The following is a 20655-nucleotide window of genomic DNA, read 5'->3' as shown; positions in this document are numbered from 1 at the left end:
CGGCGAAAGGATTTCGTGATGTTGAAACAGGATGCAAGCATACAAAAAAGAAAGCAGCAAACCATTAAATGCGTTGTCTGGGATCTTGATAATACTCTCTGGGATAACGTTCTCCTTGAGGATGGCGCTATTTCTCTGCGTCCCGAGGCCCTTGAGGTTATAAAAATACTTGATAGCCGGGGAATATTGCACTCTATCGCCAGCAAGAATGACCATACGACCGCAATGCAAAAATTAGAGGAGCTTGGCATCAGTCAGTACTTCCTTTATCCTCAGATTCATTGGGATGCAAAGTCATCTTCATTGAAAGCGATTGCCTCCGCGCTCAATATCGGCCTTGACACACTCGCGTTTGTCGATGATCAGCCCTTTGAGAGAGAGGAAGTGGCGTTCTCTTTACCAGAAGTGCTCTGCATTGATAGTGCCTGCCTCTCCACTATTCCCGATCTGCCCGCGATGAAGCCCCGCTTTATTACAGAGGATTCTCAGAGACGCAGACAGATGTATCAAAGCGACATTCTGAGGAAAGAAGCGGAAAAGGAGTTCACGGGAACGAATGAGGAATTTCTTGCAACCCTGAATATGGTTTTTACCATCTCTCGGGCTCGTGAAGCTGATTTACAGCGTGCAGAGGAATTAACGGTCCGAACTCACCAACTGAATACGACAGGGCGCACCTATTCTTACGATGAGCTGAATCAGTTCCGCCTCTCTCCCGATCATCTCCTGCTGGTTGCAGAGTTACAGGATAAGTACGGGACCTATGGAAAGATCGGTCTGGCCCTGATTCACTGCCAGCAACATGCCTGGACGATCAAGCTTCTGTTAATGTCATGCCGCGTTATGTCCAGGGGCGTCGGCACTATCTTGATGAGTTATATCATGCAGGAGGCCAGGAAGGCAGGTGTTCACTTACTGGCCGATTTTCTGGTTACTGAGCGTAACCGTATGATGTATGTCACCTATAAATTCGGCGGATTTCGGGAGCGGGAGCGTAATGGCGACATGGTCTTGCTAGAAAATGACCTTTCTCATATCCAGGCATTTCCGGACTACGCAACTGTTCGCGTTGAATAGCAGAAGCCGGCATAGTGTGGGGGATTCTCTCTTTCATACTATGCCATCAGAAGAAGAGGAGCCGTATGGAGACAACACCAAACAAACCGGCTATCATAATTGAGCAGATCAGCAAGACCTATTACAAAGGCAAAAAGCAGGAGATCAACGCGGTCAGGCCACTGAATTTGACTGTTCCCGCCGGACAAATCTTCGGCTTTCTTGGCCCAAATGGGGCAGGAAAAACAACCACCATTAAAATGATCTGCGGCTTGATTCGTCCAACGACCGGACACATCTATGTCAATGGTTACGACGTCATTCGCGAACGCTGGAACGCAATGCGCCAGATCGGTGCCGTGCTTGAAGGAACCCGTAACATCCACTGGAGACTTTCTGCATGGCAAAATCTTCTTTACTTTGGGCGCCTGAAAGGATGCTATCCTCGGGAGATCAAACAACGCGGCACTGAACTGCTGCATGACCTGGACTTATGGGATCGTCGCCACACCGAAATACGTGAGTTCTCCCGTGGAATGCAGCAAAAGGTCGCCATTGCCTGCGCACTGATCGCAGATCCGCCCGTTATCTTACTTGACGAACCCACGCTTGGACTGGATATTGAAGCGGCCCGTGTGGTGAAAGAGTGGATATGGAAACTGGCACATGAACGCGGCAAAACGATTGTCCTCACCACCCACCAGCTCGATATTGCTCAGGCGCTCTGTCACCGTATTGCGATTATACAGAAAGGGAGCATCCTGGCAGATCAGCCACTCGATGTACTGCTTGATAAACTTGGCCCCGGAGAATTCTACAGTATAAAAATCAAGGGAACCCTTACCAGTCAGCAGAGACAGGATTTCCCCGCTTTCACAATTGAAACCGAGGACGAAAATACGATTCTCTCAGGTAGACTCGAAAATCAAACCATGCTTCAGGAGACCCTTGCACGCCTTATTCAGCTTAACTTGAACGTGCTTTCGATGAGCCGTGAAGAACCAAATCTGGAAGACATCTTTATTGATCTGATTGACGGTGCCAGGAAAGGGGACACGCATGAGCATCATCTTACAAGCGCTCTACAATGAGATTCATCGGCGCCTGATCCTTTTATGGAGCTATAAGTTTAACGTTTGTATGCAGGTGCTGGAAATTGTTTTACTCTACATCGGGATCAGCTTTTTTGTTGGGGGCGGTCGTCTGGAGGCACCGCAACTGGCGAACACATTACTCGGGTATGTCATCTGGTTCTATGCTCGTATCATGATTTTAAGCACTGGCTCTGAACTGATTGGGGAGGCTCAGGCCGGTACGTTAGAACAGACATATATGAGCCCGGTTCCACCAGCTATCTTGATGATCGGACGCATGCTTGCGATCCTGGTCGTAGCCACCATTATGTTTATCATACCGCTCTGTGGCATTGTTGTTGTCTTTCATATCCAGTACAACTTTCACTGGGAGGGCATCCCTGTTCTGCTGCTCACCCTGAGCGGGCTATTTGGCTTCTCTCTTGCGATCAGCGGGGCCGCGCTTGTGTTCAAACAAATCGATGCTCTGGCCGACCTCACCCAGAATCTGATGCTCTTTCTCACAGGCGCATTACTACCGGTTGCGCTCTTCCCCGATTGGCTGGCAGCGATCGCCAATACCCTTCCAATCACACAGGGCATTATTGTATTGCGCTCAGTCATGCTCAATAATAAGACGCTTGCAGCAGTCTGGGGAGATGGAAGTCTGATCGCTCTCCTGATCAATTCTGTCGCTTATATCATTCTCGGGAGCATTATCTTCTTCTGCTGCGACGCTATTGCCAGACGTAATGGCTCCTTAGGCCAATATTAACGCATGAACTTGAGTCTCCACAGAGAAGGAAGCAGAGCTACTTATGTCACTACGCGATGAACTTGCAAAACGCAAACAACAGTTATCGCTCTCTCAACAAGCCTCACTGCAAAAGCGCTTGAAAAGAGAAGAGAGCCCTGGCCCTCAGAGAGAAGCCATACCGAAACGGCCTCCCTCTCCCATCGTCAGCGCCTCTTCTGCCCAGAAACGTATCTGGTTCCTGCAACAATTGGACCCGAAATCGCCAGCATACAATGAGCATATAGCCCTTCGTTTTCAGGGCCCCCTCGATGAAGCCATAGTCGCCCACGCCCTGCGCACTATGCAGCATCGACATGAGATGCTACGCAGCCATTTTCAACTTGATATCGAGCATATTCAACTGGTTGTCTTCTCCGAAGAGCAAGCACCTTTTCCCTTTCATCTACTCTCCTGTGAGCAATCAACCCGTGAAGAACGAGAGTCCGCCGCGTATGCATACATCAGTAATGAGTCTCAGCGGCTTTTCTCTCTGACAGATGGTGTCCTCTGGCGCACAACACTGATTCGTCTGGACCTGGAAGACTATATCTTGCTAACGGTACTGCATCATAGCATCTGTGATGCATGGTCTATTGCTCTGTTTAACCGCGAGTTCCTTCACCTGTATGAGACGTTTCGGCAGGGGAAGGTATGCCAGCTATCACCACTGACCATTCAATATACCGACTTTGCTCACTGGCAACAGCAAGCCTTTGAACAGGATAAGCGGTTTCAACAGCAGCTCGCCTACTGGAAAAAACAGCTTGGTGGCCCTCTTCCTGTGCTTGAGTTACCCACCACACGACTCCGACCCGCCATACAATCAACCAGCGGGAGCCGCTATCCTATCACTCTTCCATACGCTTTGTACCGGCAACTACAGGCATTCAGCCGCCAGGAAGGGGCAACTCTCTTTATGATCCTGCTGGCGGCCTTTGCGCTCACGCTGTACCGATATACGCATCAGGAAGAGATCATTATAGGTACCCTTATCGCTGGACGAACTCGTCCTGAGTTTGAGCCTATCATCGGGTTGTTTGCAAATACCCTCGCGCTCAGACTTGATCTGCATGGCAACCCGAGCTGCCAGGAATTGATAAGGAGAACTCGGAACGTTGCGCTCGAAGCCTATGCTCATCAGGATATCGCCTTTGAACGCCTGGTTGAATACCTGCAACCCGGGCGCAGTACAAGCCACACCCCCATTTTTCAGACCATGCTTGTGCTCCAAAATGTTCCCCCTGTACATAATGGAATCGAGCATGTTCAGATTACGCCCCTTGAGGAGCTGGAACATACAACAGCCAAATTCGACCTTATGCTAAACCTTCGGGAAGGCCCACAGGGGATATCCGGCTATCTGGAATATACAACGGATCTTTTTGACGCCGATTTTATCGCCACTTTGTGCAATCACTTCTCCCGCGTGCTCTCTCTCATGGCAACAAGCAGCTCTCAGCATATTGCCTCGCTCCCCCTGCTCTCCGAGCCCGAAAGGGAGCGATTGCTTTCAACCTGGAACAGTACCACCCGGCCATATCCGTATCACACTGGCTTCATCCAGTTATTTGAAGCTCAGGTTGCAAAAACACCTTCCGCCCTGGCTGTTATGGATGGAGAGATACGCGTCACTTATGCGGAACTGAATAGCCGGGCCACTATCCTTGCCCATCATTTGCGGGCCTGCGGTGTCGGAACAGAGGTCATTGTAGCTCTTCTGGCAGCCCGAAGCTGGAAGTTTCTCGCCGCGCTCCTGGCAATCTTCAAGGCGGGAGGAGCTTATCTTCCACTCGACCCACATGCTCCAGCCAGCAGGCTTGCTCTCCTTCTTGAAAACAGTCAGTATGTCCTCACCACGCCCGAGTTGTTCCCGCAGCTTGAAGCGGTACAGCGTGAAAAACAGGCAATGACCATACTGGATATAGAAGCGCTTCTTTCCACCGCCCCATCAGGCAGAGCTCCCTCGGCTCAAACCACGGGTGAGCAATTGGCCTATGTGATCTATACCTCTGGCTCAACAGGCCAGCCTAAAGGAGCCATGCTAACGCAGCAGGGAATGATCAATCATCTCTACTCGAAGATTACGGATCTCCACATAACAGAGACAGATAGAGTAGCCCAAACGGCCTCGCACTGTTTTGACATCTCTATCTGGCAATTCCTCGCGCCGCTGCTGGTCGGGGCTCAGGTTCACATTTTTGAGGACTCGCTTTTACGCGATCCACATACCCTGTTTGAGCGGGTTCAACAGAATCAGATCACGCTGCTGGAACTTGTTCCTTCCCTGCTTGAAATAGCGCTGGACGTGTGGCAACGGCAAGGACCGAAACAGTTCCCATCTCTGCCATCATTACGCTGGTTGCTGCTGACAGGTGAAGCGCTGCCCCCCGCATTGACCCGTTCCTGGTTTGAACACTACCCTCACATTCCCCTCCTCAATGCATATGGACCTACTGAATGTTCCGATGATGTCGCAACAATCGGACTGACTGAACCTGTAGCAACCTCAACCATGTATACACCCATTGGACGCCCGATTGCCAATACACAGCTCTACGTCCTTACCCCACAGCTAGAGCCAGTTCCCGTTGGTGTCAGCGGAGAATTGTATGTCGGCGGCATTGGTGTCGGACGTGGCTACTTGAATAATCCGGCACGGACAGCCGAAGTCTTTTTGCCCGATCCATTCAGTCACCGGGAAGGTGCCCGCCTGTATAAAACCGGGGATAGAGTCCGATGGCAGGCCAATGGAACCCTTGAATACCTGGGGCGCCTTGATGCTCAGATAAAATTACGCGGGTATCGTATCGAGCCAGGTGAAATTGAGGCCATTCTTTCCCAACACCCCTCGGTCCGACAGAGTGTGCTGACGCTCAGAGAAGATGAACCCGGGAATAAATGCCTCGTCGCCTACATTATCCCTGCTCAGGGATGGCAACCCGAGCCCGAGCAGCTTCGCCAATTCCTGCGCCAGCGCTTACCATCGTATATGCTCCCCGCTTTCTTTATCTTTCTGGAAGCTCTCCCATTGAACGAGAATGGAAAAATCGACTATCGAGCGCTCCCGACCCCTTCACAGGTTGACCTGCCCCTCACGGCACTGGAACAGGTCCTGCTTACTCTCTGGCGGCAGGTCCTGGGAACCGAGCAGGTCGGCATCCATGACAACTTCTTCGATCTGGGCGGGCAGCCTTCACAACTCCCACTTCTCATGACCGGCATCTATGAAACCTTTGAGGTAGAGCTTCCACTACTCTGGTTGATAGAGCATCCAACGGTAGCACAACTCAGCCGGGTAATTGAGCAGGAATGTCAGGAGTACGGACGGATGAAAGCGATCGCAGAGCTCTTCCTGAAGGTCTCATGCCTCTCCGATGAAGAAGTGACAGGCTTCCTGCAAGAGCATAAAGAGAGGATTCCATAATCTATGAGAACCAGCACCCAGAATACAAAGTGGCTTCACTGCCTCAAGCCGAACCCGCATGCCTATTTACGGCTGTTCTGTTTTTCTTATGCTGGTGGCAGCGCATCTACATTCTATGGGTGGGAACGTATGCTACCTCCCGAGATCGAGGTGTGCGCCATTCAGCTCCCGGGCCGGGAGAATCGCCTGCGAGAGCCTCCTATTACCAATATGCAGACCCTGATCACCTCCCTGGAAGCAGCATTATCCCCCTATCTGCAAGACCCATACGCCTTTTTTGGCCATAGTCTGGGCGCATTGATCTGCTTTCTTCTGGCCAAACAGCTACCCGGGGCACCGGAATGTCTCTTTGTTTCCGCTCACCGGGCTCCGCATCTTCCTCCCAGGCATTCTTTTCTCCATCGTCTCTCAGATGCGGAGCTAATCGAGCAGCTCCGCACCTATCAGGGAACACCGGAGAGCGTCCTGCAAAACAGTGAGCTCATGTCTCTGCTATTGCCATCCATTCGCGCAGATTTTACCCTGTTTGAAACCTATCAGCATAAGAATGGACCTGCGCTCACCTGTCCTGTGATTGCGTTTGGCGGCGAACATGATCCTAAAGTCAGCCGTCAGGAGCTTCTGCTGTGGCGTATGTATACAAGCAATACCTTTGAACTCCATATGCTCCCCGGCACCCATTTCTTCCTTCAGGACAACAGGGCTGCACTGTTGCAGAGCATAACTCAAGCGCTTATCCCGATATTGAATCGACTACATATATAGAAAAACGGAATGGGCTTCAAGGAGCAAGGAAAATACACACTTTGATACATGACAGCCGGTGCGTTTCCTTTCTATACTGGGAAAGAGGCAATAGCACCGTGCTCACCTGCTAAATTGCTGCAACGAAGGGAAAAGAAAAAATGTACACACCAGAAAGACAGGCGTTCCCGAATACAGACATTACAAATCTGGTAGCACTGATGCGCTGGCGAGCGACAGTACAACCCGATGACATCGCCTGTACCTTTATGAACTTTAAAGCAGACGAAAAGAATGACGACATTACGTATCGACATATAGATGCGCAGGCGAGAGCAATTGCAGCACACCTTCAGGCATTGGGCCTCTCTGGAAAATCAGCAATCCTGCTATATCCGTCAGGGCTTCCCTATATTACTGCCTTCTTTGCCTGCCTCTATGCCAGGGTCCTGGCAATACCTGCCTACCCTCCGCATTCGGAACGCTTTGTTCCTCGAATTCAAGCTATCGTACAGGACAGTGAGGCAACTATCATCCTCACGACAACCCAGATTAAAGCAAATGTGAAACGCTGGTTCGCGGGTGTTCCTGCACTGGAACATCTCCAATGGTTGACAACAGACGATATCTCCATACAGGCCGCTGGGAGCTGGAAAGGGCTCGACATAGAAGCCAGGACACTGGCGTTTCTCCAATATACATCTGGCTCTACCTCGACTCCAAAAGGCGTTATGGTCAGTCATGGAAACCTGCTGCATAATCTGAAGGGTCAGGCCAATCTCTGGCATATCCCGGATGAACCCGGCTGCTACGTCTCCTGGCTCCCTATCTTTCATGATATGGGCCTGATTGCCGGAATACTGCTCCCCTTCTATCTCGGCTCCAGAGTTTACCTGATGGCTCCTGCCTCCTTTCTACAACGCCCCATGCGCTGGCTTCAGACGATATCTCGCTATCACGCAACGCACAGCTTTGCCCCCAACTTTGGCTATGAACTCTGTGCCAGAAGAAGTACACCGGAATCACGCGCAGGGCTGGACTTATCCAATTGGCGCGTGGCAATGAACGGCGCGGAACCGATCCATCACGATACATTGGAGAACTTCTTGCGGGTCTTTGCGCCCTATGGCTTCCGTCGTTCTGCTTTTGCTCCCGCTTACGGGTTGGCTGAAGCGACTCTGGTCGTTTCCAGTATCTCCGCACAAGCAATCAGCTCTACCAAAACAGTGAATAAGTCAAAGTTTGAACAGCGGCAAATCGTGGAAGTTGAGCCAACAAGCAGCAATATCCATAGAGCAGTGAGCTGCGGTCGTGTGCTTGATGGGCAAAAAGTTCGGATTGTTCACCCTGAAACGAGAACAACCTGTCCTGACGGGATCGTCGGGGAAATCTGGGTTGCGGGCCCGAGCAATGCGCATGGCTACTGGCAACGTCCGACAGAGACCGAAACAACCTTCCATGCCTACCTGACAGAGAACAACGAAGGTCCCTTCCTCCGCACTGGCGATCTTGGCTTTCTCCAGGACGGCGAACTCTTTCTCGTCGGACGCCTGAAAGATGTCATCATCATCCGCGGACGCAATTTTTACCCTCAAGATATCGAAGTCACTGTTGAAAATGCACATCCCGCTATACGCCTGGGCACCTGTGCAGCCTTTTCTATTGAGGAGGACAATCAGGAGCAACTGGTTATTGTGGCCGAAGTCGATCACCGCTATCAAGCCAAAGAGGGTGAACCTGAGCAGGAAAAGTTGATGCAACCGAGCACGATTCAGAAGCGGATTCGAGAAGCAGTCGCCCTGGAACATGACGTACAGGTCGCCCATATTGGCTTACTCAAAGTAGGGGGAATTCAGAAGACATCGAGTGGCAAAATACAGCGGAGCGCCTGCCGGGCCAAGTTTCTGGATGGTAGCCTCTCTCTCTGGAGTGGCCTGAAGCAGCAAGAAAAGAAGAAGGAGAATATCTATGGATGAAACGTTCGGCACAGAGACCTATAGAGTTGTCGTCAATCATGAAGAGCAGTATTCCATCTGGCCCACCACATTAGAGATCCCTCGCGGATGGAGGGATACAGGCAAACAGGGAACGAAAGATGAATGCCTGAACTATGTCAAAGAAGTCTGGACCGATATGAGGCCTCTGAGCTTGCGCCAAAAAATGTCACAACAAGCACAATAACAGACAAACAGAGAGGGCAGCGTGTCAATCAAAGACGAATTAGCAAAAAAACGAGCAAACCTGAACGAGAAGCAAGCCGCATTACTGACCAGGCGTCTCCACGGTACTTCTCACCCCCAGGAGGCGCGGTATGCTGGCATCCCCATCAGACCGAAGGGGGAAGCTATTCCTGCTTCCTTTGCTCAGCAGCGGCTCTGGTTTCTTCTCCAGCTCGAAGCAGACAGTGCAACCTACAACGAATTTACAGCAATGCGTATCAAGGGGCAGCTCGATATTGCAGCCCTCAAAAAGACGTTGGGCGAAATTCAGCACCGCCACGAGATCCTACGCACTTCACTTGTTGCAAAAGACAGGCAGGTACAGCAGGTTATTCATGCCCGGGCGGATCTCTGCTTGCGGGAAGTCGATCTGTGTGACCTCCCTGAAACGCTTCAGACCGCACAGCTTGAACAGCTTATTACGACAGAAATTCGCACACCTTTTGACCTTACGAAAAGCCCGCTATGGCGAGTAGCACTCTTCAAACTATCCGAGACCGAGCATTATTTTCTCCTGATCATGCATCACACCATCTGCGATGCATGGACGTTGCAACTTTTCCTTGATGAACTACTGACGATCTATCCCGCTCTGCAAAGTGGCCAGCACTCACCCCTTCCCATCCCGGACATCCAGTATGCGGATTATGCTTTCTGGCAACAGCAAACACTGACCGACAGCAAAATTGAGCAACAACTTTCCTACTGGAAGCAGCTATTAGATGGTCCTCTCCCTACATTGGATCTTCCAACGGACAGACCACGATCGGCAATACGGAGTAATCGAGGCAAACGTACCTATTTCACCTATCCACTCGAACTGTACAGGCGCTTGCAGCGTTTCAATCGGGAGGAGCATGTCACCCTCTTCATGACGCTCTTTGCCGCATTTAGCATTTTACTCTCTCAGTATACCCGCCAGGACGATATTATTATTGGCACATCGGTAGCCGGGAGAACCAGGCCAGAACTTGAGAAACTGGCAGGTCTGTTTACCAATACGCTGCCCCTGCGTACCATCCTGGACAGCCAGTGTAGCTTTCGAGAAGTCGTACGGGATACTCGGACGATGGTGCTGGAAGCCTTCTCACACCAGGATGTCCCGTTCGAGAAAATCGTGGCTGAACTCTGCCCTGAACGCAATTTGAGCCATAACCCGCTCTTTCAGGTGATGTTCTTGCTCCAAAATGGACCTGTAGCTCGAAAAGATCCGCCAGGCCTGACCTTTATACCTCAAGGGCTGGATAACCAGACAGCCAAGTTTGACCTGGAACTGGATATACAGGAAACCCCGCAAGGCCTTATGGGATACATGGAATACAGCACAGATCTTTTCGATGAGCGCACGATCAGGCAAATAGTAGGCCATTACCAGCACCTCCTACAGCAGATAACGGAATATCCAGATCTATCACTATCCCGGCTTTCCTTGCTTTCTGCTGAAGAGAAACATATCCTTACGACACGAAACAGAACCGAAACGGCTTATCCTGCTGATCGCTGTTACCATGCCCTGTTTGAAGAGCAGGTACGTCGAACCCCGGAGGCGCTTGCCATTCGAGACGGAGACGTGCATCTGACCTACCAGGAGCTGAACCAGCGAGCGGAGCACCTCGCCCGCTTCTTGCGTCAGGCCGGGGTAGGACCAGACAGGCTGGTGACGCTGATTGCTGAACGTGGCTGGAAACTGCTCACCGCCATACTTGCCATCTTTAAAGCAGGAGGAGCATACCTTCCCCTTGAACCGTCCTATCCTGGGGAGCGCCTGGCGTACATCCTTCAACAGAGCGCCTCCCAATTGGTGCTTACCACCTCTGAGCAGCTCCCATCTCTCCAGCAGTACGCCGTACCAATACACAATATTGACGCCCTTCTTCAACAGGCTCCACCACCGAGCAGCTCTCAACCTCAGAGCGAACCGAAGCAACTTGCCTATGTCATCTATACGTCAGGTTCAACTGGCCGGCCAAAGGGCGTGATGATCGAGCAGAGAGCCATGATCAATCATCTCTTTGCCAAGATTCGTGACCTTGAGCTCAAGCCAACCGACCGTGTAGCCCAAACAGCATCCCAATGCTTCGATATCTCTGTCTGGCAAATGCTAGCACCTCTCCTTGTGGGTGCCAGCGTTGAAATCTTCTCTGATGAAGTAACACATAATCCGGTCGAACTCTTCCGACAGATAGCCCAACAGCGAATAACCATTCTCGAAATTGTTCCAGCACTGCTACACACAGCACTGCGTTTCATAGATCCTTCTCTCGATCTCTCAGCGCTACGCTGGTTGATTCTGACCGGAGAAGCGCTGGCTCCTGATCTGGTTCGGCACTGGTTTGCCCGTTACCCTTCTCTCCCTATGCTCAACGCCTATGGCCCAACCGAGTGCGCCGATGATGTGACCCACTACCCGATTACTGCGCCGCTTCATGAGCAGAGAACAGTCACACCAATAGGCGCGCCAGTTGCCAATACACGGCTCTATATCCTCAATCAGGCGGGCGAACTCGTTCCAGACGGGATTATTGGTGAGCTCTATATAGGAGGTGATGGTGTTGGCAGGGGATATTTGAACAGTCCAGGACAAACAGCCGAAGCATTCCTTCCCGACCCTTTCAGTATCAGGGGAGGAGAACGGCTCTACAAAACAGGCGATCTTGCCCGCTGGCTCCCTGATGGGACACTCGAATATTATGGAAGAGTCGATACACAGGTGAAGATTCGAGGATATCGCATAGAACCGGGAGAAATTGAAGCAGTGCTCCATCAACATCCTGTCGTACGCCAATGCGTTGTTCTCGCTCAAGAAGATCCCTCTGGTCAGCAACAGCTTGTGGCTTTTATCACCTGTGAAAAACATCTGGTAGCGCCAGAGCCTACCGAGTTCTCCCATTTTCTGCAAGGGCGTCTGCCAGACTATATGGTTCCTTCATTCTTTAGCATACTTCCAACGATTCCCCTCAATAAAAATGGGAAAATAGATCGTCACGCTCTCCTTGCGCTTAGCCGGGAGACACCTCTGCCGCAGGAGCAGATTGAACAGCCGCGTACCCCACTGGAAGAGGTGATACAGCTTATCTGGTGCGAGGTTCTCGAAAAAGAGCAGATTGCCCGGAACAAGAGCTTCTTTGAGCTCGGGGGACATTCGTTGCTGGCAGCTCAGGCAATGGCACGCATAGGAGAAATATTCGAGCTCGATTTTCCCCTGCGCTGGCTCTTTGAGGCTCCAACGATCGCCGGACTGGCGCAAACAATGTTACAGGACTCCACCCGGCGCAAGCGGATCGAGAAGACTGCTGAGATTGTTTTGCAGGTGCTCAATATGCCCGATGAAGCATTCAGCGACGACGTATAGGGCATAGCGACGCAAAGAGAAAAAGGAGAAGGCTCTTGGAACCTATTGCCATTGTTGGAATCGGCTGCCGTTTCCCCGGTAACGCTAATTCACCGGAAGATCTCTGGACATTACTCAAAGAGGAACAAGATATCATTGAGGATATCCCGCAGGATCGGCTTGCCCAGATGCTCCCGGCCCATGCCACAGAGGCGCAAAGAAAACTTCTAACACGCCAGGGCGGCTATTTAACCGATATTGATAGATTTGCGGCTTCTTTCTTTGATATTGCACCAAAGGAGGCAAGGTATATTGACCCACAGCAACGTCTCCTGATGGAAGTCGCATGGGAAGCGCTCGAAGATGCCAATCAGGTGCTTGATGAGGAACTGAAAGCCCAGACCGGGGTATTTGTTGGCCTCTGGACAAATGACTATGAGACCTATATGTACAATACCCATCAGCCAGTAAATCTCTATATGACCACAGGAGGAAGTCACTACGCCGCTTCGGGACGCCTTTCATATGTCCTGGATGCACGCGGCCCCAGTATGACAGTGGATACAGCCTGTTCTTCCTCTCTGGTTGCACTTCATCTTGCCTGTCAGAGCTTACGGGCAGGTGAATGCTCATTGGCTCTCGTTGGAGGCGCGAACCTCATCCTCCAACCATATATTACGCTGGGATATGCACGCTCAAAAATGCTTTCACCAGACCATCGCTGCAAATTTGGTGATACGCAGGCAAACGGATATGTACGAAGTGAAGGCGTTGCAGTCGTTCTGCTCAAGCGGTTATCCCGGGCAATCGAGGAACAAAATACGATTTACGCGGTTATTCAGGGAAGTTCGATCAACAATGACGGGCAAGAAAGCGGGTCACTCGTTGCTCCCAGTCTGGAGGGACAGATTAGCCTTCTTCGCACGGCCTATCGGGTAGCAGGCATCTCTCCGGGACAAGTCTGCTATGTTGAAGCACATGGCACCGGCACCAAAGCAGGCGATTATGCGGAACTTCATGCGCTCGGCACCGTGCTCCGAGAAGGAAGAGCACCAGATAATCACTGTCGTATCGGATCAGTTAAGACAAACATCGGGCATACTGAAGCCACTTCAGGGTTAGCAGGCCTGATTAAAGTTGCTCTTTGCCTGAAACATCGGGCTATTCCTGCCAGCCTCCATCATCAAACACCTTCTGAGCGCATTCCCTGGCATGGCTTGCCACTCAAAATACAGCGCCATTTTGAAAAACTTCCGTCCGAAGAAGAATGCCTCTATGCAGCGGTCAACTCATTTGGCATCACAGGCACCAATGTTCATGTGGTTTTACGCACACCACCCGCGGGTAACACTGCTCCAACAGCGGAAACTCCTCGCCATTCGCTCCTCTTACTCTCTGCCCACAACAAGCACACCCTGCATATGCTGATAGATCACTATAGTGCTTTCCTTCAATCGGTCAGGCAAAACCAGAGCATCTCACTTGATGATATCTGCACTTCAGCCGGCCTGGGTCGCAAACATATGCCGTACCGCATTGCCCTGATAGCCAGCTCTAAAGATGATGCCATTGCGCAGCTTCAAACCCTCAATGAGGATAAAGAGGGAGTCTACATCAAGACCGCGCGCTTACCTCCGGTTTTCGTGTTCGGGGAAAGCGATGCAGATTTCCAGGTATTCAATTCGTTAGAGCAGGACCCTATCTGTTGGGATATATGCACCCGGTGCCATGCCCACCTGCGCAAATACACAAACTGGTCCCTGCTGGACCTGCTTTCAACCAACAGAAAGAAGTATCCTGTATGGAGTGCCAGCATGAAACGCGTTGTCACTTTTGTTTCCCAAGCGGCCTTTATCGCTCTCTGGCACTCCTGGGGCATCCCGCTTGAAATGACTATTGGGTATGGAGTTGGAGAGCTGGCTGCAAGCTATGCTACAGGGGAGTTACAGCTAGAAGATGGGCTCTTTCTTGCCTTTGCAGGGAAAAGACGCACGTCTCACATGCCTGAGCTCCTTCGCTCCTCTTCTTCCTCTGGTCTAGTCAAAAATGCTACCAATGGGGTATCTCAAAAAGATGCGTTTCAGTCCCTGGTAGCACCTTATCATGTTACAACGGAAACACCTGTTCAGGATATGGTGCATCCATCTGACACAACCGCTTTTGATACGTGGAATACAATCGCAGTTGAGCAGCCGCATAGCGAGCACACTCATAGTCCAGAGGAGTTGCTTGGCACTATAAATGAACTCGTCGCACTCAACTATTCTGTCTTTATAGAAGTAGGTTCGGGGACGCATTCTCAGCTCTCATCCATACTTCAAAATAGTTTGAAAGCGCATATGAAAACCGGGCATTTGTTGTACTGGCCATTGACAAAAGAAGACCAACGGCTCAACACGCTCCATCTTTTGAGATATCTTTATCTCTCTGGATGCTCAGCCGACTGGAAAAGATTTTTTAAAGGGAGGAGAGATATCCAGCTCCCTAAATATCCCTGGCATCGTGAACGGTTCTGGCTGGAAGAATACTAGCAGGCAAGCAGTAGAAAGAGAAAGGATAGCCAGCATGCCTGCTCACAAGACAGTACACGCCAGAGAAAAAGAGCCCCGGCCAGGCTTTTCTGATCGGGGCTTTTCTCTCTGTTACGGGCACAGGTAGCATCTTCACAAAGGAGCTGTGCCCGTCTCTATCCAGAATCAAAAAAGGGTGTGATAAACCTGTTTCCTTTTCTATGAGATCCATTCTACAAAAGTTCGCTAAACGATTACATGAAGCACCGTACAGATTTTATATATACTGATTTCATAACCATATTCTTATGCTGAACACTCGAAATAAAAAGAGCATTCCAGTCTTGACTTCATTGTTTTTCTGTGCTACGCTGAAATTCCACATAGAGAAAGAAACACATTCCAGGCCCTTAGAATGTCCATTGAAGCATTTCTCAAATTCTTTCTCTACGGTTCTGTTTTTTTCAGTAAAACGGTATAGTTTTCCACAAATGCGAAGAAGCAATATGTATAGAGACCGCAACACCTCCATATACATATGTGCTCTCTTATTTCCAGATGTATGGGGAAGCATTTATAGAAGGAGCTTATGACCATGCAAGATGCCTCTCGAACACCTTCTATCAAGCATCTGAGGCACTCAAACAATCCGGCCCAACAGAATTATTTCTCCTCCCTCATTCCTTTTCAGCCTCTTTTGACAAAGATTCGTCCTCCATCTTTACCGCTAAAGCATGTTTCTCGACCTTTTCTCGTTTCAACCCTTAATCACAACATCACACAATATAAACTGACCCTCCTTACCTCTTCACCAGGTTTTGGAAAAACAACGTTGCTCAGTGAATGGTGTGCAGATCCTCCGGAGACAGCTCTTCCATATGCATGGCTTTCGCTGGACGAGCGTGACAATGATCCAAAACATTTCTTTGCCTACCTGCTCTTTGCCCTTCAATGTGTCCATCTGGTAGAAGACTTCAACCACCTCCTTCCTCCATCACCGCATGAAGCGCTTTCAGAGACCAATCTTTCCTACTTGCTCAATGAGATCACCATCTCGATTCCGTACGATTTTGTGCTTATCCTCGATCAGTATCACTGTATCACCTCTACAGCCATTCATAAAGCGATCCTCTTCTTGCTGGAGTACGCACCCGCAAACGTTCATTTTGTGATTGCCGGACGAACACCGCCGCCCTTCCCTCTGGCTCGTCTGCGTGCTCAAGCTCGCCTCATAGAGCTTGGTGACAAGGAGCTTCGCTTTCAACTTTCAGAGGCATCCCAATTCCTGAAAGAGAAGATGCAGGTCTCTCTTTCAGATGAGCAGGTCGCAACGCTAAATCAACGCACTGAGGGCTGGATCACCGCGCTACAACTGGCGGCCTATGCTCTGAGGAAACAGGAAGGAGAGGGCATAGATCGGTTAATTCATTCCTTCTCAGGTAACCATCACTACATACTTGACTATCTTACTGCCGAGACCTTCCATCAACAATCTACAACCATACAAACTATTTTGATGCAAACCTCTATCCTGGATCGTCTCAACCCATCGCTTTGTGCAGCAGTTATCGACGAGAACGATGGTTATGCAATCCTGGATACACTGGAAAAAACCGGCCTTTTTCTGATCCCGATTGACGGAGAAGAAGGCTGGTATCGGTATCATCGCTGTTTCCGAGATTTCCTTTATCACCTGCTTACCCGGACTTCTCCGGACATACTCCCTGAACTCCATTACCGCGCCAGCATATGGTTTGAACTTCAAGGAGAGTATCCCTCTGCGATAGAACATGCACTGGCAGCCAGCGATTTTGAACGCGCAATCGCCCTTCTCGGTCAGGTTGCCTCACATCTGCTCACGCAGGGACACTTTCTCTTACTGCTCAACTGGCTGATTGCGATTCCCGATGAATATATTCTGGCGCATCCACTGCTTTGCCTCGTCTATATTTGGTCGATGATTTTTCGAGGGTATACATCCAATGTCGAAAAATATTTACGCTCCGTCAAACTCTCCGCGGCGCCGCAGTCTGCCTCTTCACCGAACAGAAATGAGAAGATTGATGAAGCATACTGGCAGGCTGCCAGCGCGGCGGTGCATTGTTACCTCGCCAATATTCAAGGCAGGATTCATGATGCGATAGAGTCGGCCTCATATGCCCTCAAGCATCTTCCCGTCGCCGATTTCCCGATGCGTGTGCAGGTTGTCATGGTAGCAGGGGTTACTGTCTGGCTCACAGGGAAAGAGGCAGAAGCAATTCCCTATTTTGAACAGGCATATCGGGATAATCTTGCTGCCGGTTCACTCCCCTTCGCTTGCACCAGCGCCTGGGTTCAGGCAAAACTCTATATCATTCGTGGCTACCTCCATCAGGGCATGGAGCTGCTTCAACAGGCCCTTCAAATCATAGAACAGCTTTCCCCTAACGCGACAGAAGAATCCTTGCTTGCTACAGGAATGCTCTGGCTCGGCATTGGCAACATCTATCGGTATTGGAACAACAAAGAGTTATCTATCCACTACCTGACAAAGGGCCTTGAACTCTGTAGCCGTTGGGACGGAATCGGTCTGGCAGGGCCAGCAATGATTGATGGCATGCTCACGCTCGCCCTTTTCCGGCTGGAACAGGGACAGGAGAAAGAGGCGCAGGAGATTATCTACCAGGCAGAGCAATATGTGCATAAGTATAGCCTGCATTTCTATACCCCGCTCAGCCTCCGCATTTTCCAGAAACGCTTTAAACCAGAAGGTGGGGCCCAACTTACTCAGTTTATTCTTTCAAAGGTGCCAACCAGTTTTCTTTATGAACTGGATCAAATGGTTGATATTCGCTTCTTCCTTCAACAGAAAGAGTATGATCGGGCTCTCAACATATTGGCCCCACTCCTTGAGCAGGCCCAGGCAGCCAACCGCCGAGCAATAGTGCTGGAACTTCGCCTGCTTCAGGCACTGGCATATGAGGGCAAGCGAGATAGCATGCAAGCAGGGCAGGCACTCTGTCAGGCGCTCGCTGATGGCGCTTCAGACTATTTTATTCAACCCTTCCTGGCTCAGGAACAAGCCATGTATGATCTATTAGTAAAGGTTCTTGATCTGAGAAACAAGACACCTCAACCAGATTGGCCCGCCTTTCCACTCGACTATGCACTTAATATTCTCGATGCCTTCAAGGCTGACAAACAATCTATACCAGCACAACACGAGAGCGGGAAGGCCTTTCAAGAAAAGACATCTATTGAGCAACTAACGCCGAAAGAACAGGAAGTGGTAAAATTAGCCATTCAGGGGTACTCAAATTCGGAGATTGCCCGAAAGATGTGTCTGGAGGTGTGCACGGTCCGCTGGCACATGAAGAATATCTACGGAAAACTTCAGGTACATAACCGCATCCAGCTTGCCCTCAAAGTTCAAGAAGCCGAGCTCTAAACAATAGCTTTGCACTTTCATACTGATGCCAGGGCGTAAGGTATATCCCTCCCTCTTTATGCCAGGGCATCAGAATATGTTCGGGACGTGAGCAAGCAACGAACTGAAACTGTGTACTTCATTGCATAGTTCTATGGCTCCAACATGATACCCCTGCATATCTCTGCTCGCTTGCAACAATTTGTTATGGTGGTGCTGCGAAAAGCCATACCAGCTTCTCCTCATCTTGAAAGCCTACACCTTTTTCGTGTATGACTCCTGTTTGCACAAAGCGACTGTCAACGTCAAGCGCAAACAATATACGTTCTGGTAAACAATTCGTCCAACATCAGCCAGACAGTAACGCTGGATTATCTGCACTCGTTTCCCATATCCTCCAGGATGAAAGGCGAGAGCACATTGAGCAGGAATGACACTCTCGCCCTCTCGCCTATGCTTCTTTGACCAGACAAGAGGTATCTACTTCGCGTCGCTCTTTGAGCCACCATGCTGATGCAAACGAGATCAGACTTAATGCCACTATATAGAGCGCCACTGCCTGCCACGAGCCCTCGCCAATCGAAATGCTCACTTGCGGCAAGCCTAAGGCCCCCAGATTTGTCTGGCCATTCAACAACAACAATGCCACAATAGGAGCTAGCCCGCCTGCAAACGGCGCCGCCAGTTGATACCCCAATGACGCCCCACTATAGCGGAAACGCGTCTCAAAACGTTCCGCTATCAACACTGCCAGTGGTGCAGACAGCCAGGCGTTCAGCACACACAATGATAGCGCGATAGCCAGTTGTACCAGAACAGGATTGCCACTATTCAGCAGCCAGAAGTAGGGAAACGCAAACACCCCCATCAGGACACAGCCAGTCAGGAACCAGAAACGACGCCCATATCGATCTGAAAGAGAGCCAAACAGTGGAATGGTAAAGAGTTCCAGGCCTGCACCAAGCATAATCGCATTCAAAATCATGCTGCTGTCCAGTTTCAGAACCGCCGTTCCATATGTAATCACAAAGACACTGAACAGGTAGAAGGGAGCCTGATCGCCAAAACGTGCGCCAGTACTCAGCAGCACTTCTGGCCAGTTATATTTGAGCACCTCCAGCAGGGGCGCTTTTGCCGCAAGATTCTGCTGCTTCACCTGCTCGAAAAGCGGTGTCTCGGTAATTTGAAAACGAATAAAGAGACCAACCAGAATCAGCAAGGCACTGACAAAAAACGGAATACGCCAGCCCCAGATCAGAAATTGCTCTCCCGTCATCATGCTCACGATATTTACAACACATGTCGAGGTCACCAGACCAGCCGGGCCCCCCATCTGAGGCCAGCTTGTCCAGAAGCCCCGGCGCTCTTTTTCCCCATATTCCAGCGCCAGCAGGACGGCGCCACCCCATTCGCCTCCAACGCCGAGCCCCTGGCCGACTCGAAGAAGCGTTAGTAGCAACGGAGCAACAATCCCAATCGCATCATAACCCGGCAGAAATCCAATCAGCAGTGTTGAAATTCCCATCAACAACAGAGTAGTCACGAGCGTCGATTTCCGACCGATACGATCACCCAGATGTCCGAATAATGCTCCTCCAAATGGTCGCGCTACAAATCCAGCCAGAAATGTAACCAGTGCCAGAAGCGTTCTTGTCAGGGGATCCGTTTCAGGGAAAAACAATTGAGGGAACACCAGTGTTGCCATCGTCCCGTAGAGGAAGAAATCATACCATTCAATAGCGGTACCAAGCGTACTTGACAGCACAACCGCTGTCATCGGTCTCTGAGCCTGTTCTACCACAGAATCCCTCCATGCTGATTGGTATCAGCCACTTCAACCCTTAGCTCATCTATATATAGTATAAGAAAAGAAAAAAATTGTATAAAGTCAGAAGATAATATGGCAAGAGTTGTAAGAGCTATACACAAAGCGAAACCGGCATTCTATGTGCTCACCACAATACAACCTGTGGATACCTCTGCCTTCAAACAGAGAAAGAAAACAGGTCTTCCTTTCCGGGGTCTCGAACGCAGGCCGGGGTTTGCTCCGTGCACTACATCCCTGTTCTGACACTCCCCATGGCTAAAGCCAGGGG

At 50.4% G+C, this 20655-nt stretch carries 11 protein-coding genes; 10 read left to right on the top strand and 1 reads right to left on the bottom strand.

Annotated features, from left to right (window positions below; all coding sequences use genetic code 11):
- Nucleotides 1–18 precede the first annotated feature (18 nt).
- The 10 genes from EI42_RS18280 to EI42_RS18230 all read left to right on the top strand — a co-directional run bounded on the left by EI42_RS18280 (nucleotide 19) and on the right by EI42_RS18230 (nucleotide 18580).
- Nucleotides 19–1077 (top strand): HAD-IIIC family phosphatase, encoded by a 1059-nt coding sequence (locus tag EI42_RS18280; RefSeq protein WP_111324070.1) that lies wholly within the window; start codon nucleotides 19–21, stop codon nucleotides 1075–1077.
- Between the two features lie 65 nt (nucleotides 1078–1142).
- The gene (locus tag EI42_RS18275; RefSeq protein WP_111324069.1) at nucleotides 1143–2147 is read left to right on the top strand and encodes an ABC transporter ATP-binding protein; all 1005 of its coding nucleotides are present in this window, start codon (nucleotides 1143–1145) and stop codon (nucleotides 2145–2147) included.
- A complete protein-coding gene (locus EI42_RS18270) occupies nucleotides 2116–2904 on the top strand; it encodes an ABC transporter permease (protein WP_111324068.1) in 789 nt (262 codons plus the stop codon). Before EI42_RS18275 ends, EI42_RS18270 begins: the two co-directional genes overlap by 32 nt.
- 43 nt (nucleotides 2905–2947) lie before the next feature.
- Complete coding sequence (locus EI42_RS18265; protein WP_111324067.1) at nucleotides 2948–6349, top strand: non-ribosomal peptide synthetase; 3402 nt, start codon at nucleotides 2948–2950, stop codon at nucleotides 6347–6349.
- A 3-nt stretch (nucleotides 6350–6352) separates the two neighbouring features.
- On the top strand, nucleotides 6353–7114 hold the full coding sequence (locus EI42_RS18260; RefSeq protein ID WP_111324066.1) for a thioesterase II family protein: 762 nt from the start codon (nucleotides 6353–6355) through the stop codon (nucleotides 7112–7114).
- Nucleotides 7115–7254: 140 nt separating this feature from the next.
- A complete protein-coding gene (locus EI42_RS18255; RefSeq protein WP_111324065.1) occupies nucleotides 7255–9069 on the top strand; it encodes a fatty acyl-AMP ligase in 1815 nt (604 codons plus the stop codon).
- Nucleotides 9062–9274, top strand: a complete 213-nt coding sequence (locus EI42_RS18250; protein WP_111324064.1) for an MbtH family protein — start codon at nucleotides 9062–9064, stop codon at nucleotides 9272–9274. The genes EI42_RS18255 and EI42_RS18250 overlap by 8 nt, the downstream gene beginning before the upstream one ends.
- 21 nt (nucleotides 9275–9295) lie before the next feature.
- Nucleotides 9296–12664 (top strand): non-ribosomal peptide synthetase, encoded by a 3369-nt coding sequence (locus EI42_RS18245; protein ID WP_111324063.1) that lies wholly within the window; start codon nucleotides 9296–9298, stop codon nucleotides 12662–12664.
- Nucleotides 12665–12699: 35 nt separating this feature from the next.
- A complete protein-coding gene (locus EI42_RS18240; protein WP_111324062.1) occupies nucleotides 12700–15174 on the top strand; it encodes a type I polyketide synthase in 2475 nt (824 codons plus the stop codon).
- 574 nt (nucleotides 15175–15748) lie between these two features.
- Nucleotides 15749–18580, top strand: a complete 2832-nt coding sequence (locus tag EI42_RS18230; RefSeq protein WP_170142732.1) for a winged helix-turn-helix domain-containing protein — start codon at nucleotides 15749–15751, stop codon at nucleotides 18578–18580.
- Nucleotides 18581–19010: 430 nt separating this feature from the next.
- Here the strand turns inward: EI42_RS18230 and EI42_RS18225 are convergent, their stop codons facing one another.
- The gene (locus tag EI42_RS18225; protein WP_246046479.1) at nucleotides 19011–20360 is read right to left on the bottom strand and encodes an MFS transporter; all 1350 of its coding nucleotides are present in this window, start codon (nucleotides 20358–20360) and stop codon (nucleotides 19011–19013) included.
- Between the last annotated feature and the right edge of the window lie 295 nt (nucleotides 20361–20655).

It is taken from the genome of Thermosporothrix hazakensis (assembly GCF_003253565.1).
Classification (GTDB): domain Bacteria; phylum Chloroflexota; class Ktedonobacteria; order Ktedonobacterales; family Ktedonobacteraceae; genus Thermosporothrix; species Thermosporothrix hazakensis.
The sequence above is the reverse complement of the archived record's forward strand: the minus strand, read 5'-3'. Positions and strand labels throughout refer to the sequence as shown.

Excerpts from the sequence above, each read along its gene's own strand:
- EI42_RS18265 (WP_111324067.1), top strand. The coding sequence starts at position 2,948 with ATGTCACTACGCGATGAACTTGCAAAACGCAAACAACAGTTATCGCTC.
- EI42_RS18275 (WP_111324069.1), top strand. The coding sequence starts at position 1,143 with ATGGAGACAACACCAAACAAACCGGCTATCATAATTGAGCAGATCAGC.
- EI42_RS18260 (WP_111324066.1), top strand. The coding sequence starts at position 6,353 with ATGAGAACCAGCACCCAGAATACAAAGTGGCTTCACTGCCTCAAGCCG.
- EI42_RS18255 (WP_111324065.1), top strand. The coding sequence starts at position 7,255 with ATGTACACACCAGAAAGACAGGCGTTCCCGAATACAGACATTACAAAT.
- EI42_RS18230 (WP_170142732.1), top strand. The coding sequence starts at position 15,749 with ATGCAAGATGCCTCTCGAACACCTTCTATCAAGCATCTGAGGCACTCA.
- EI42_RS18270 (WP_111324068.1), top strand. The coding sequence starts at position 2,116 with ATGAGCATCATCTTACAAGCGCTCTACAATGAGATTCATCGGCGCCTG.
- EI42_RS18250 (WP_111324064.1), top strand. The coding sequence starts at position 9,062 with ATGGATGAAACGTTCGGCACAGAGACCTATAGAGTTGTCGTCAATCAT.
- EI42_RS18280 (WP_111324070.1), top strand. The coding sequence starts at position 19 with ATGTTGAAACAGGATGCAAGCATACAAAAAAGAAAGCAGCAAACCATT.